This is a genomic window from Streptomyces sp. NPDC046215 (assembly GCF_040646215.1).
GTDB classification, from domain to species: Bacteria; Actinomycetota; Actinomycetes; order Streptomycetales; family Streptomycetaceae; genus Streptomyces; species Streptomyces stramineus.
The window spans coordinates 22,768-36,779 of sequence record NZ_JBEYZW010000023.1; the positions used below are offsets into that span (position 1 = coordinate 22,768).

The 14,012-nt window shown below is 74.4% G+C and carries 14 protein-coding genes; 10 read left to right on the plus strand and 4 right to left on the minus strand.

The genetic code is table 11. The features are described 5' to 3' along the window. Window positions 1-32: 32 nt before the first annotated feature. Window positions 33-1,487, minus strand: coding sequence for an NAD(P)H-hydrate dehydratase (locus ABZ951_RS12965; RefSeq protein WP_361279816.1), 1,455 nt, complete (start codon window positions 1,485-1,487; stop codon window positions 33-35). Between the two features lie 128 nt (window positions 1,488-1,615). Between ABZ951_RS12965 and alr the strand changes: the two genes are divergently transcribed. Genes alr through tsaE form a run of 3 tightly spaced genes read left to right on the plus strand, consistent with a single transcriptional unit; the run spans window position 1,616 to window position 4,681 of the window. After that, window positions 1,616-2,866, plus strand: coding sequence for an alanine racemase (gene alr / locus ABZ951_RS12970; protein ID WP_344098142.1), 1,251 nt, complete (start codon window positions 1,616-1,618; stop codon window positions 2,864-2,866). A 16-nt stretch (window positions 2,867-2,882) separates the two neighbouring features. Continuing rightward, entirely contained in the window at window positions 2,883-4,133 is a 1,251-nt protein-coding gene (locus ABZ951_RS12975) for an alpha/beta hydrolase (protein ID WP_344098143.1), read from the plus strand. A 20-nt stretch (window positions 4,134-4,153) separates the two neighbouring features. Continuing rightward, window positions 4,154-4,681 (plus strand): tRNA (adenosine(37)-N6)-threonylcarbamoyltransferase complex ATPase subunit type 1 TsaE, encoded by a 528-nt coding sequence (gene tsaE / locus ABZ951_RS12980; RefSeq protein ID WP_344098144.1) that lies wholly within the window; start codon window positions 4,154-4,156, stop codon window positions 4,679-4,681. A gap of 1,677 nt (window positions 4,682-6,358) precedes the next feature. Here tsaE and ABZ951_RS12985 read toward each other — a convergent pair. Further along, entirely contained in the window at window positions 6,359-6,934 is a 576-nt protein-coding gene (locus ABZ951_RS12985; RefSeq protein ID WP_344095191.1) for a L,D-transpeptidase, read from the minus strand. Between the two features lie 129 nt (window positions 6,935-7,063). Here ABZ951_RS12985 and tsaB point away from each other — a divergent pair, with 129 nt between their 5' ends. The 3 genes from tsaB to tsaD are packed head-to-tail and all read left to right on the plus strand — an operon-like array spanning window position 7,064 to window position 9,562. Further along, complete coding sequence (gene tsaB, locus ABZ951_RS12990; protein ID WP_344095189.1) at window positions 7,064-7,732, plus strand: tRNA (adenosine(37)-N6)-threonylcarbamoyltransferase complex dimerization subunit type 1 TsaB; 669 nt, start codon at window positions 7,064-7,066, stop codon at window positions 7,730-7,732. Further along, window positions 7,729-8,385: a ribosomal protein S18-alanine N-acetyltransferase gene (gene rimI, locus ABZ951_RS12995; protein WP_344095187.1), complete on the plus strand. Its 657-nt coding sequence runs from the start codon at window positions 7,729-7,731 to the stop codon at window positions 8,383-8,385. Before tsaB ends, rimI begins: the two co-directional genes overlap by 4 nt. Beyond that, window positions 8,378-9,562 carry a tRNA (adenosine(37)-N6)-threonylcarbamoyltransferase complex transferase subunit TsaD gene (gene tsaD / locus ABZ951_RS13000; RefSeq protein WP_344095185.1) on the plus strand — a complete coding sequence of 395 codons (1,185 nt, stop codon included), beginning with the start codon at window positions 8,378-8,380 and terminating at the stop codon, window positions 9,560-9,562. The genes rimI and tsaD overlap by 8 nt, the downstream gene beginning before the upstream one ends. 10 nt (window positions 9,563-9,572) lie before the next feature. Here tsaD and ABZ951_RS13005 read toward each other — a convergent pair whose 3' ends face one another. Further along, complete coding sequence (locus tag ABZ951_RS13005; protein ID WP_344095183.1) at window positions 9,573-9,749, minus strand: hypothetical protein; 177 nt, start codon at window positions 9,747-9,749, stop codon at window positions 9,573-9,575. A 311-nt stretch (window positions 9,750-10,060) separates the two neighbouring features. Between ABZ951_RS13005 and ABZ951_RS13010 the strand changes: the two genes are divergently transcribed. The 3 genes from ABZ951_RS13010 to ABZ951_RS13020 all read left to right on the plus strand — a co-directional run bounded on the left by ABZ951_RS13010 (window position 10,061) and on the right by ABZ951_RS13020 (window position 12,587). Further along, entirely contained in the window at window positions 10,061-10,951 is an 891-nt protein-coding gene (locus tag ABZ951_RS13010; protein ID WP_344095181.1) for a hypothetical protein, read from the plus strand. Between the two features lie 68 nt (window positions 10,952-11,019). Continuing rightward, window positions 11,020-11,571, plus strand: a complete 552-nt coding sequence (locus ABZ951_RS13015) for a Uma2 family endonuclease (RefSeq protein ID WP_344095193.1) — start codon at window positions 11,020-11,022, stop codon at window positions 11,569-11,571. A gap of 35 nt (window positions 11,572-11,606) precedes the next feature. Continuing rightward, the gene (locus ABZ951_RS13020; protein WP_344095179.1) at window positions 11,607-12,587 is read left to right on the plus strand and encodes a MerR family DNA-binding transcriptional regulator; all 981 of its coding nucleotides are present in this window, start codon (window positions 11,607-11,609) and stop codon (window positions 12,585-12,587) included. Window positions 12,588-12,596: 9 nt separating this feature from the next. On the opposite strand, the gene ABZ951_RS13025 is transcribed toward ABZ951_RS13020, so the two are convergent. Continuing rightward, window positions 12,597-13,022, minus strand: coding sequence for a hypothetical protein (locus ABZ951_RS13025; protein ID WP_344095177.1), 426 nt, complete (start codon window positions 13,020-13,022; stop codon window positions 12,597-12,599). 185 nt (window positions 13,023-13,207) lie between these two features. On the opposite strand from ABZ951_RS13025, the gene ABZ951_RS13030 reads away from it, so the two are divergent. Continuing rightward, entirely contained in the window at window positions 13,208-14,008 is an 801-nt protein-coding gene (locus ABZ951_RS13030; RefSeq protein WP_344095175.1) for a maleylpyruvate isomerase family mycothiol-dependent enzyme, read from the plus strand. Window positions 14,009-14,012: the final 4 nt, after the last annotated feature.

Consider the following 14,012-nt stretch of genomic DNA (forward strand, 5'->3'; position numbering starts at 1 on the left):
CCCGTCAGGGTACGGGTACGCACCCGTACCCGTCATCCCCCGATCGGGCGTACCTCACCCACCACCTCCCGCCACACCCCCCGCACCGCCTCCGCCACCCCCGACGCCGTCAGGGGCGCCGTGCCCAGGGAGCGGGCCGCCAGGCCGTGGAGGTAGGCGGCCACCGACGCCGCGTCGAGGCCGCGCAGGCCCGACGCCAGCAGGGCGCCCGTCAGGCCCGACAGGACGTCGCCGCTGCCGGCCGTCGCCAGCCACGGCGTGCCCGTCGGGTTCACCCGGACGGGCGCGGAGCCCGAGGCCACCACCGTCGTCGAGCCCTTGAGGAGGGCGGTCACCCCGTAGCGCTCCGCCAGCGTCCGGGCCGCGTGCAGGCGCGCCGACTCCACGCGCTCGCGGGTCAGGCCCAGCAGGACGGCGGCCTCCCCGGCGTGCGGGGTGAGGACCGTTTCCGCCTCCCGGGACCGGATCTGCTCCGCCGACAGCAGCCGCAGGCCGTCGGCGTCCACCAGAACCGGCACGTCGGAGGCCAGGACGTCGGCCAGAGCCTTCGGCGCGTCCGGGTCGTCGCCGGCGCCGGGGCCGATGACCCACGCCTGGACGCGGCCGGCCTTCGACGGGGGGCCCGCCGAGACGAGCGTCTCGGGGAAGCGGGCGAGCACGGCCTCCGCCGCCGGGCCGACGTACCGCACCGCCCCCGCGCCGCCGTGCAGCGCGCCCGCCACGGCCAGGACCGCCGCGCCGGGGTAGCGGGCCGAACCCGCGACGACGCCGACGACACCGCGCCGGTACTTGTCGCTCTCGGCCCCCGGGCGCGGCAGCAGCGCGGCCACGTCGGCGTGCTGGAGGGCCTCGGCGTCCGGCCGGGCCGGGAGCCGCAGGCCGATGTCGACCAGGCGCAGGGCGCCCGCGTGCTCGCGCGCCGGGTCGATGAGCAGCCCCGGCTTGTACGCGCCGAAGGTGACCGTCGCGTCGGCCCGTACGGCCGAGCCCCGGACCTCGCCGGTGTCCGCGTCGACGCCGCTCGGCAGGTCGACGGCGACGATCAGCGCCCGCCCGGCCGCGGCGGCCCGTACCAGCGCGTCCGCGTCCGGGCGGAGCCCGCCCTTGCCGCCGATGCCGACGATCCCGTCCAGGACGAGGTCGGCGCGGCGGACGGCCTGGTCGGCGGCCTCCGGCGAGGCGACGGTCCCGCCCGCGGCCCGCAGCGCGGCCAGGCCGCCCGCGTGGGTCCGGTCGGGGGCGAGGAGCACCGCGCGCACCCCGGCGCCGCGCCGGGCGAGCCGGGCGCCCGCGTACAGGGCGTCGCCGCCGTTGTCGCCGCTGCCGACGAGCAGGACCACCCGGGCCCCGTACGTGCGTCCCAGCAGGCCGGCGCAGGCGGCGGCGAGCCCGGCGGCGGCGCGCTGCATCAGGGCGCCGTGGGGGAGTTCGGCCATGAGCGTGCGCTCGGCGGCCCGGACGGTCTCGACGCGGTGGGCGGTCCTCATGCCCCCCAGTGTGACCTTCGGCCCGCTCCCGCGCCCCGCCGAATCGGACACCCCTGCTTGTCCGGAAATATGGGGGATTGCTCGCTGCCCCTCACCTCCTGCCCCGGCGTCCTGAGACACTGACGGGGATGAACGAGACACCGATGCGCGCCCGTGCCCAGGTCGACCTGGCCGCCCTGCGGGCCAATGTGCGCACCCTGAAGGCCCGCGCGCCCCAGGCTCAGCTGATGGCCGTGGTCAAGGCGGACGCGTACGGCCACGGGGCGGTGCCCTGTGCCCGCGCGGCGCGCCAGGCCGGTGCGGAGTGGATCGGCACGGCCACTCCGCAGGAGGCGCTCGCGCTGCGCGCGGCGGGCGACACGGGCCGGATGATGTGCTGGCTGTGGACGCCCGGCGGCCCCTGGCAGGAGGCCGTCGAGGCCGATGTCGACGTCTCCGTGAGCGGCGTGTGGGCCCTCGACGAGCTCCTGCCGGCCGTGCGCGCGGCCGGGCGGCCCGCCCGCGTCCAGCTGAAGGTCGACACCGGTCTGGGGCGCAACGGCTGCCAGCCCGCCGATTGGCCGGAATTGATCGCGGCCGCCCGGGCCGCCGAGGACGCGGGCCTGATCCGCGTCACCGGCCTGTGGTCGCACTTCGCCTGCGCGGACGAGCCCGGCCACCCCTCCATCCAGGCGCAGCTCGCCGTCTTCCGGGAGGCCGTGGCGTACGCCGAGAGCCGGGGCATCGCTCCCGAGGTGCGGCACATAGCCAATTCCCCGGCGACCCTGACCCTCCCCGAGGCCCGTTTCGACCTCGTCCGGACCGGGATCGCGATCTACGGCGTCTCTCCGAGCCCGGAGATCGGCACCCCCCAGGACTTCGGCCTCAGGCCGGTCATGACCCTCTCGGCGTCCCTGGCCTTGGTCAAGCGGGTACCGGCCGGGCACGGTGTCTCATACGGGCATCACTACGTCACCCCCGGGGCCACTACTCTCGCTCTGGTTCCCCTCGGGTACGCGGACGGGATCCCGCGGGCCGCCTCCGGCACCGGCCCGGTGCTGATCGGCGGCAAGTGGCGGACGGCCGCGGGCCGGGTGGCCATGGACCAGTTCGTGGTCGACCTGGGCGGCGACACCGCCGAGGTGGGTGACGAGGCGGTGCTGTTCGGCCCGGGCGACCGGGGCGAGCCGACGGCCGAGGACTGGGCCCGGGCCACGGGAACCATCGCCTACGAGGTCGTCACGCGCATCTCGAACCGCGTTCCGCGCGTCTATGTCGGTGAAGAGCCGGACATGGACCGGAACGCGGCCGGGCACACGCACGCAGATGTGCACGCGAACGTGGACGATGTGAACGTGAACGACGTGGACGATGTGAACGTGGTCGGGCAGGAGAGCTAGGACACGGGGGCACGGCATGAGCGACAGCACGGGCAGCGGCCGGGACGTGGTCGATGCCGTGGCGGGCGGAACGGGCACCTGGCGGCGCGGCGCGGGCGTGGCGGGAGCCGCGATCGGCGTCGTGGCGGCGGGGGCCGCGGTCGGGGTGGCCGTCGAGCGGCTGACGGTGGGGCGCGGCATGCGCCGCAAGGCGCGGCTCGCCCTGGACGCGGCGGGCCCCTACGGGACGCTGCGCGGCACACCGGGCCGGGCGGTCGCCGCGGACGGCACGGAGCTGTACTACGAGGTCGACGAGATCGCCGACCACGCCGCCGCGGGGCCCGCGGGCGCGGCCTCCGGGTCCGCGGAGTCCGCCCCGCGCGAGCCGGGCAGGCGCCTCTTCGGCCGCCGCCGGCCGCCGCTGACGGTGGTCTTCAGCCACGGCTACTGCCTCGGCCAGGACGCCTGGCACTTCCAGCGGGCCGCCCTGCGCGGCGCGGTGCGGACCGTCTACTGGGACCAGCGCAGCCACGGCCGCTCCGCGCGGGGGCGCACCGACCCCATTTCCATCGACCTCCTGGGCCGCGACCTCAAGGCCGTCATCGACGCCGCCGCCCCCGAGGGCCCGCTGGTCCTGGTGGGGCACTCGATGGGCGGCATGACGATGATGGCGCTGGCCGCCCAGTACCCCGAGCTGGTCGCCGAGCGCGTCGTGGGCGCCGCGTTCATCGGGACCTCGGCCGGCCGGCTCGCCGAGGACACCTACGGCCTGCCGGTCGCGGCGATGAACGTGGTCCGCCGCCTGCTGCCGGGGGCCTTCAAGCTGATGTCCGCCCAGCCCGAACTGATCGAGAAGGGCCGGCGGGCCACCGCCGACCTCTTCGCGGGGATCGTCAAGCGCTACTCGTTCGAATCCGAGGACGTGGACCCGGCGGTGGCGCGGTTCGCCGAGCGGCTGATCGAGTCGACGCCGGTCGACGTGGTCGCCGCGTTCTACCCGGCGTTCGCCCTGCACGACAAGGTGGAGGCGCTGTGCGCCTTCGACCACCGGCCGGTGCTCGTCCTGGCCGGGCAGCAGGACCTGATCACGCCCAGCGCGCACAGCGAGGCCATCGCCGAAGCGCTGCCGGACGGCCGGCTCGTCCTCGTGCCGGACGCCGGGCACATGGTGATGATGGAGTACCCCGACCTGGTCTCCTCCCACCTGGCCGAGCTGCTGGTGGCGGCCGGCGCCTCCGGGGCGCGCGACGGGCGGCGCCACGCGGCCGGAGCACGGCAGTGGGGCTGAGCCCCGTACCATCGGGGGGTATGAACGCCCCGCATGCCCCTTCCGCCGCCGTTACCGCGCAGGTCACCGTCAAGTCCGCCGAGGACATGCGGGACTTGGGTCGCAGACTGGCCGCGCTGCTGCGCCCCGGCGACCTGGTCCTGCTCACGGGTGAGCTGGGAGCCGGCAAGACGACGCTGACCCGCGGGCTGGGCGAGGGGCTCGGCGTGCGCGGCGCCGTCACGTCCCCGACGTTCGTGATCGCGCGCGTCCACCCGCCCCTGGGGGGCGGCCCGGCCCTCGTCCACGTCGACGCCTACCGCCTTTCCGGCGGCCTGGACGAGATGGAGGACCTGGACCTGGACGTCTCGCTGCCCGAGTCCGTGATCGTCGTGGAGTGGGGCGACGGCAAGGTCGAGGAGCTGTCCGAGGACCGGCTGCACGTCGTCATCGAGCGGGCGGTGGGCGCGGACGCCCTTGCGCTGCCGGAGGCCGACGACGTGCGGGGGGTGACCGTGACCGGGGTCGGCGCGCGGTGGACGGGCGTGGACCTCTCGCCGCTGGGCTGACCGGTACGGGCGCGCGCCCGCAAGGTTCCGACAAGCCGTCGGGAAGATGTTGCGCGGGCGGTATCCGGCGTGGTCACATGGAGGCAGAGACACGGTTAGGTCTACCTAACCTTGCCCATCTGTCCCAGGAGGCACTCATGCCGGGTCAAGAGCCTGCTGACGCCGTGGCGAACCGCTCCGGGAACGACGCCGATGAGCGGCCCCCCTCGATGCGCGACCTCCTCGCGGCGTGCGCGGCGGCGGACGCGGTCTCGACCCCACCGCGGGCGCCCGCGGCGCCGTCGGCGCCGGAGGATCGCCCGAGGGAACGGGACGCGGCGTAACGGCACCGGGGCCGCGAGAATTCACCCGCCCGTGTGAGGGTGTGCGGCGGCGCGCGGCCTTTCCATGACGATGGCGCCCGGCGGCCGGGTGGGGTGTGCCCTTCCGCCGCGATGGCGCTTGGCCGCCGCCGTGGTGCGGTGCGGCGGGCGAGCTCGGCCGGCGTGGCATCCCGGCCCCGGGGCCGGTCCGGCACCGCCGGATCGCGCCGTTGCGGCGGGTTTGGGTTGCGGCCCTCGTTGATCTAGGCGATGACGCTCCGCGTCAATTCCCGCCGCGACGGCGATTCGCCACGATGTTGCTGTTCGGCGGTGCCGGACGGGCGGGGCTGCCGGGAGCCCGCTGCCCGGCCCTTCTGCCGCGATGGCGCTTGGCCGCCGTGGTGCGGTTAGGCGGGCGTGTTCTGCCGCGCCACCTGCACCGTCGTGTCACCCCGGCCCCTGGGGCCGGTTCGGCACCGCCGGGCCACGCCGTTGTGCGGGCGCGCCGTCGCGGCGGGTCCGGGTTGTGGCCCTGCGCCGCCCCAGGCGGCGACGTGTCGCCCCGCCTTCTCCGCCGCGTCGCCGCCCAGGCGAAGACGCTCCGCGTCAATTCCCGCCGCGACGGTGATCCGCCACGACGTTGCCGTCCGGCGGTGTCGAATCGGCAGGAGGGCCTGGAACCCGTCGCCCCGCCAGTCGGCGGGCCGGGCCTGCCGGCTCCGGCTGCCGCGCGGGTCAGCGGGCGTGGGCTGCCGTGCCACCGCCTTCACTGCCGCGGCATCCCGGCCCCGGGGCCGGTTCGGCACCGCCGGATCGCGCCGTTGTGCGGGGGCGCCGTTGCGGCGGGTTTGGGTTGCGGCCCTCGTTGATCTAGGCGATGACGCTCCGCGTCAATTCCCGCCGCGACGGCGATTCGCCACGATGTTGCTGTTCGGCGGTGCCGGACGGGCGGGGCTGCCGGGAGCCCGCTGCCCGGCCCTTCTGCCGCGATGGCGCTTGGCCGCCGTGGTGCGGTTAGGCGGGCGTGCCCTGCCGCGCCACCTGCACCGTCGTGTCACCCCGGCCCGCGGGGCCGGTTCGGCACCGCCGGGCCACGCCGTTGTGCGGGCGCGCCGTCGCGGCGGGTCCGGGTTGCGGCCCTGCGCCGCCGCAGGCGGCAGCGTGTCGCCCCGCCTTCTTCGCCGCGACGCCGCCCAGGCGAAGACGCTCCGCGTCAATTCCCGCCGCCATGGTGATCCGCCACGACGCTGCCGTCCGGCGATGCCGAACCGGCAAAAAAGCTCCCGACCCCGCCGGCCCCGCCAGTGCCCCGGTGCCGAACCGGCAAAAACTCCCCAAAGCTCCAGAACCCGGCGCCCCGCCGGCCAGGCGCCCGTTACGGGACGACCACAACCGGCGTCTTGTTCACCGCGAACTCCCACATCGCCCTGCCGTCCGCCGGCCTCTCGCGGATGCCGCCCGTCTTCTTCGTCGACGACGGGTTCGGCGACGAGCCGTCGACCGCCGCGCTGAAGCCGAAGACGATGCCGTTCTTGTCCTGGTGGAAGCGCACGATGTGCTCGACCGGGATGCCGTCCGAGCCGGTCGCGTTCGGGTCGCGGGAGGTCACCTTGTACGGGCCCGGCGGCGGGTTCACCGTGCTGGGCGCGACCTCGAAGGTGCGGGTCGCCTTCCCGTCCGCGCCCACCAGCCACACCCGCTTCCGGGCGAGCCCGTAGACGACCCGCGCCCCGGTGCCGGAGTTCGCCGGCACGGCCGTCGCGTCCGCCTCCTGCTTGCCGGGCTTGTCCGCGGAGCCCGCGTCCGGCCCCGAGTCCTTGGCGGAGGGCGAGGCCGCGGCGGCGCTCGGGCGGTCGGGTGCGGCCTCGGCCTGGAAGGCGAGGAATCCGACCGCGGCCAGGGCCGCGGTCGTGAGCGCGGCCACTATGGCCCCCGAGCTGCTGCGTGCCACGGCTGCGCACCCTTTCGTCCTGCGTACGGCTATGCGGCTGACCGTAGCATTCGCGTACGCCCCCGCCGCGCCCTCGGCGCGGGCGGGCGCGGGCGCCGTCCGCCCCGTGGCGCGCCGTAGGCTGTCAGTGTGCTGCTGCTCGCTCTTGATACCGCCACCCCCGCCGTCACCGTCGCCCTCCACGACGGCGACAGAGTCATCGCCGAATCGCGCCAGGTGGACGCCCGCAGGCACGGTGAGCTGCTGCTCCCCGCCGTGGACCGGGTGCTCGGCGAGGCGGGCCACACGCTGGACGCCGTGACCGGCATCGTCGTCGGGGTCGGCCCGGGCCCCTACACCGGCCTGCGCGTCGGCATCGTGACCGCCGCCACCTTCGGCGCCGCCCTCTCCGTGCCCGTCCACGGCCTCTGCTCGCTCGACGGCATCGCGTACGCGGCCGGGCAGGCGGGGCTGGAGGGCGAATTCGTCGTCGCGACGGACGCCCGGCGCAAGGAGGTCTACTGGGCCCGCTACGCCGACGCCCGCACCCGTGTCACCGAGGCCGCCGTGGACCGCCCCGCCGACCTCACCGAGCCGCTCGCCGGCCTGACTGCCATCGGCGCGGGCGCCACCCTCTACCCCGACGCCTTCACCGACGTCCGCGCGGACATGCCCGAGCACCAGTCGGCGGGCGCCCTGGCCGCGCTCGCGGCGGAGAAGCTGCGCACGGGCGGGGAGTTCCTGCCGGTCCAGCCGCTGTACCTGCGCCGCCCCGACGCCCAGGTGCCCGCGAACTACAAGGTGGTCACCCCCAAGTGACCGCGACGGTGCAGATCCGTGAGATGCGCTGGTGGGACATCGGGCCGGTGCTGGAGCTGGAGCGCGCCCTCTTCCCGGACGACGCCTGGTCCAAGGGTTTGTTCTGGTCCGAGCTGGCCCACGCGCGCGGCGCCAACGCCAACCGCCGCTACGTCGTCGCCGAGCGGATCGGCGGCACCGACGAGCCCGCACCGGCCGCAGGCCCGCCGGCCGCCCCGGGCGCCGGGGACTCCGGGGCGGCCGGCCGTCACGTGGGCGCGAGCAGCGCGCCGGACACCCCCGCGGGCAGCCGTATCGTCGGCTACGCGGGCCTCGCCGCCATCGACGGCACCGGTGACGTCCAGACGATCGCGGTCGCCTACGACCACTGGAGCACGGGCCTGGGCGCCCGTCTTCTGGCCGAGCTGCTCGCCACCGCGACGGCCTTCGAGTGCCGCGAGGTGCTCCTGGAGGTGCGGGTCGACAACACCCGCGCCCAGCGGCTCTACGAGCGGTTCGGTTTCGAGCCGGTCGGGGTGCGCCGCGGCTACTACCAGCCGGGCAATGTGGACGCCCTCGTCATGCGGCTGACCAAGGACGCCGACACCGGCGACACCCCCGGCCCCTCCGATTCCCCCGATGTTTCACCTGAGCAAGGAACGACCAATGGCTGACTCCCGCGGTGGACCGCTCGTACTCGGCATCGAGACCTCGTGCGACGAGACCGGCGTCGGCATCGTCCGCGGCCACACCCTGCTCGCCGACGCGGTCGCCTCCAGCGTCGACGAGCACGCCCGCTTCGGCGGCGTCGTCCCCGAGGTCGCCAGCCGGGCACACCTGGAAGCCATGGTCCCGACGATCGAGCGGGCCCTGAAGGAAGCGGGGGTGAGCGCGAAGGACCTCGACGGCATCGCGGTCACCGCGGGCCCCGGCCTCGCGGGCGCCCTGCTCGTCGGCGTGTCGGCGGCCAAGGCGTACGCGTACGCCCTCGGCAAGCCGCTCTACGGCGTCAACCACCTGGCCTCGCACATCTGCGTCGACCAGCTCGAACACGGCCCCCTGCCCGAGCCGACGATGGCCCTGCTGGTCAGCGGTGGCCACTCGTCGCTGCTGCTGGCGCCCGACATCACCTCCGACGTCCGCCCGCTGGGCTCGACCATCGACGACGCGGCGGGCGAGGCGTTCGACAAGGTCGCCCGCGTCCTGCACCTCGGCTTCCCCGGCGGGCCGGTCATCGACCGCTACGCCCGCGAGGGCAACCCCGACGCGATCCGCTTCCCCCGCGGCCTCACCGGCCCGCGCGACCCGGTCTACGACTTCTCCTTCTCCGGTCTGAAGACCGCCGTCGCCCGGTGGATAGAGGCCAAGCGGGCCGCGGGCGAGGACGTGCCCGTCGCGGACGTGGCCGCGTCCTTCCAGGAGGCGGTCGTGGACGTCCTCACGCGCAAGGCCGTCCGCGCGTGCAAGGACAACGGCGTCGACCACCTCATGATCGGCGGCGGTGTCGCGGCCAACACGCGCCTGCGCGCCATGGCCCAGCGCCGCTGCGAGGACGCGGGCATCACGCTGCGCGTGCCGCGCCCGAAGCTGTGCACGGACAACGGCGCGATGGTCGCCGCGCTCGGCGCGGAGATGGTGGCGCGGGGCCGGTCGGCGTCCTCGTGGGACCTGTCGGCGGACTCGTCGCTTCCGGTGACGGAGACGCACGTCCCCGGCCACCACGACCACGACCATGACCGCGACGGCGAGGAGGGGCACTCCCACTCCCACGGACACGGTCACGGCCATGGCCACACGCACGACCACGACCACGTCCACGAGCTGAGCAGGAAGAACCTTTACGACGCGTAGGGCCTTCGGCTCACGAGGGGGCCGGGGCCTCGGCCGAGGCCCCGCTCAGCCGGACGACGGCGGCGTGCGCCTCGTCCGGCGTCTCGGCGAGGGCGACCGCGGCACGCAGGTCGTCCGGGGTGTGCGCGTACCGCGGGACGGACGGGACGGGCGGGGCGTCGTGCTCATGCATCACATCGGCGCTCATACCGGGATGATTTCGCGACAGGGGCCCCGAAGGCGGTAAGACGCGCTGGGGGACGGCCGATTGAGCTCCTGAGCTTCGGGCCCCGGGGGTCGGAACCCGAGCTCTTTTTCTGAGGAATGGACGGCGGGTGAAACCCACCCGCCCTCCCAACCTCCGCGTATACCACGCGGGTTCACTTTAGGTGAGCGGCTTGCGACGACGCGTTGCGGCGCCCTACCGTTCAGGACAGCAAACGACCCCGGCGGTGTTGACAGCACCTGACCCGGGGTCTGACCAGCAAGATCGACACACCGAGTAAGGAAACCGATCTCATGGCTTCCGTCTACCCTAACGCCGGCGCGCCCTCCGCGCAGCCCCACCCCACCGCGAGCCCCGGCTACGGCAAGCGCAGCGCCCCCGGTCAAGCCCCGCGCAGCCGCAGCGACTTCGCACACCTGCCCGCCCGTGAGGCGTCGATCGCGACGTTCGTCGACCGCCTGCCCGACGGCGCGGCCATGGACGCCAAGACCCTCGCCGCCCACATCCCCGCCTACGGCCAGGCGGCCTGCCGCACCGCCGTGAAACGCCTGTCGGAGGCGGGCCACCTGCGCAGAGTGCGGGAGCACCGCAAGAGTGACAGCGGAAGCCTGCACTGGGTGACGCGGACGTACTTCTCCCGGACGCCGCGGGACGACGCCTGGTGGAACGCGTTCCTCAAAGGGGACGTCCCTGGAGCGGGAACGGGAGCGGTGCCACCCGTGGCGGCGCGGCCCGCGCGCTCGGCCGCGTACGACGCGCTCGCGTCGACCGGCCGGGCCGACCCCAGGATGACGCTGTCGGCGTCGGACTGCCGCGCCCTCGAAGAACTGGCCGGAGAATGGCTCGCCCGCGGCTCCACACCGGCCGACCTCGTCCGTGAACTGACCGCCGGACTCCCGCCCGTGGTGCACCACGCGGCGTCCCTGGCCCGCAACCGGCTCACGGCCAAGATGCCGCCGGAACCCCTGGCGGCGCCCGCCCCGGCCGCCGCGCCCCTGCGCGTCATGGAGTGCACGGTCTGCCGCACACCGGGCCGCCCGGAGGCACTCCCGGGCGGCCTCTGCCGCGACTGCCGGGGCGAGCCGCGGCGGGAGTTCCCCCAGGGCATCCCGCCGGGAGAGATCCACCGCCGCGTGGCGGCGATCCGCGCGGCCGTCCGCACCACGGAAAGGAGCATCAGATGACGACCTCGCGATCCGCGCCCCCTGCGGGGGCGCAGCCCACGTTCCTCCATGCCACCGGCAAGGCGCAGATGTCGGCAGCGGACTTCGAGGAGCTCGCCCGGACCGCCCCGGAGGGCGTGAAGTTGGAATTCACCAAGGGAAAGCTTGAGGTCAAGCCGGTGCCGGACGGGGATCACGACGACATCGCTATGTGGCTCGTAGAGCAGTGCCTGCGGCTGCGCCCTGACTTGTGGCTGTATCGGGAACGGCGCCTGAGGGTCGAGGACGGCGGCAAGGGCCGCTCGATCCCGGATGGCACGCTCGCACCACGGAAGCACTTCCGCGGGAGGCAGGACGAGTGGCCCGATCCGACGGACGTCCTGATGACGGTGGAGATCACGCCCCGCGACCCGGATACGGACCGGCGCGACCGCGGGGAGAAGCGTGACGGCTACGCCGAAGCCCGCATCCCGGTCTACCTCAGGGTCGACCGGCGAGCCTGCACCTTCACCGTCTACAGCGAGCCGCAGGACGGGAAGTACCGGAACCGCAGGACGCATGCGTACGGAGATACCGTGAAGCTCCCCCACCCGGTCGCCATCACCCTGGAGACAGAGGAACTCAAGGACTACCTGCCTTGACCTTCCCCCCAAGGGCAAGGTCTACCGTTCGGGACATGCACGGCGGCGGAATGCGAATCGGGGAAGCGGCGCACCGCGCCGGCGTGACGGTCAAAGCGGTGCGGTACTACGAATCGCTCGGGCTGATCACGCCCGCCCGGCTGGCCAACGGCTACCGCGACTACGGCGAGGGCGACGTACGGCTCCTGCGGGAGATCAAGACCCTCAGCCTGCTGGGGATCCCCGTCGAGCGCACCCGGCCGTTCCTGGACTGTCTGACGGCCGGCAGCGCGCACGCCGACGACTGCCCGGCGTCGTTGGCCGGGTACCGCGAGGTTATCGACGAGCTGACGGCACGGATCGACGGGCTCACCGCCCGCCGGGCGGCCCTCGCCGCGCAGCTGCGCGAGGCCGCCTACCGCAACAGCGCCGCCCGACCGCCCGACGACGCAGGAGAGACGATGCACGACTACAGCCAACTGCCCCCCGGTCTGCCCGTACCCGAGGACGACGGCGCGGCCGACCACCTCCCCGGTCTGAAGCTGCCGCATATCGAACTGGGCGACACCACCGGCGGCACGGTCGTACTCGACGCGCTGGGCACCGGACGGACGGTCCTGTACATCTACCCGCTGGCCGGGCGCCCGGACACCGACCTGCCGGAGGGCTGGAACGCCATCCCCGGCGCCCGCGGCTGCACCCCCGAGACCTGCGGATTCCGCGACCACCACCAGGAGCTGACCGACGCCGGCGCGGCGCGGGTGTTCGGGCTGTCCAGCCAGGACGGGGACTACCAGCGGGAGTTCGCCGACCGGCTCGGTCTGCCCTTCCCGATCCTCTCCGACCCGGACCGCCGCCTGGCGGACGCGCTGGATCTCCCCACGTTCCGGGCGGGGTCGCTGACGCTGTTCAAACGGCTGACGCTGATCGTCCGCGACGGGGAGATCGAGCACGCCTTCTACCCGATCTTCCCGCCGGACCAGCACGCCCGGCAGGTCCTGACCTGGCTGCGCGAGAACCCCCTCCCGGCCGGCTGAGACCGCCGGTCAGAGCACCGCGGACTTCTCCACGGCGCCGAAGAGCGCGCCGTCCGCCGCGGAGAAGCCCGTGGTCACGTGCACACGGTCGCCCGCGGCGAACCTGCCCGACAGCGGCCGCAGCGTGAGCGCCAGCGAGTGCTCCGCGAAATCGCAGGTCAGCCGGCTGTTGGGGACGGTGACGGCGGCGACGGCCGCCTTGCCGCCCCGGACCGGGCCGGTCACGGCCGTGACGATGTCGACGTCGGAACCCGTGTCACAGATGTAGGTGAGACCGACAGCGACGGCCGACCGGGCCTGCGCGCTCGGGGTGACGGCCCCGAGGGTCAGGGTGTGGGCCTTGGCGGAAGCGGGCGCGGCGACCGCCACCGCACCGGCGGTCAGCAGGAGAGCGACGGCGGTGGCTCCGGCGGCGCGGAAACGCATCGGATTCATGAGACGGCTGTCGCTTTCTGGAGACGGGCAAAGTCCCCCAAGGTCAACACGAGTTGACCGACCTCGACAGCCACTATTCGGGCACAGGAGTGAACAAGGGGCCTGGAATGGCCGGTTCAGGGTACTCGCCCGGCGCACCTGTAGCCTGCACGCATCGCTCCCGAGTGTGAGGGCAGGGTGAAATCATGGATTACCTACCGCATTTCCGTCGCGAAGCCCAGGCGTTCGAAGACGCGATCCGGCAGGCCGCGGACATCGGCGGAGCGCCGACCGTGCCGTCCTGCCCCGACTGGTCCGTGGCCGACCTGACCCTGCACCTGGGCGGGATCCACCGGTACGTCGGCCTGATCGTCCGGGAGCGGCTGCAGGAGCCCCCGGACACCGCCGACCTCACCGTCTTCCGGCTTCCCACGGACCCGGAGGGCTGGCCGTTGCCGGGGCCGCCCGGACGGGAGCCGCTGACGGGCGAGCTGATCGCCTGGTTCGCGGACGGCGCGCGGGCCCTGGAGGCGCTGTTCGGCAGCCGCGCCGGGAGCGAGGCGGTGTGGACGTGGTCGGCGGAGCGCAGCGTCGCGTTCTGGCTGCGGGTGCAGACCATCGAGGTGGCCGTCCACCGGTGGGACGCCGAGAGCACCGTCGGCGCGTCCCCCCGGCCGGTCGACGCCGAGCTGGCGGCGGACGCCGTGCACCACACGCTCACCGTCATGGCCCCGGCCCGGCGCGCGTGGAAGCAGGCCCCCGACGGCACGGGGGAGCGCTTCCGGTTCCGGCAGACGGACGGCCCGGGCCGCTGGACGGCACACTTCGAAGGCGGCGACGTCCGGCTCACCGAAGGCGAGGACGGCGGCTGGGACGTCGAGCTGTCCGGCACCGCGTCGGACCTGATGCTCTTCCTCTGGCAGCGGATCCCCGTCGGCGAACGGCTCAGGGTGGCGGGCGATCAGACCGTCCTCGACCGCTACTTCACCCTCGTCCCACCCGTCTGAGCGC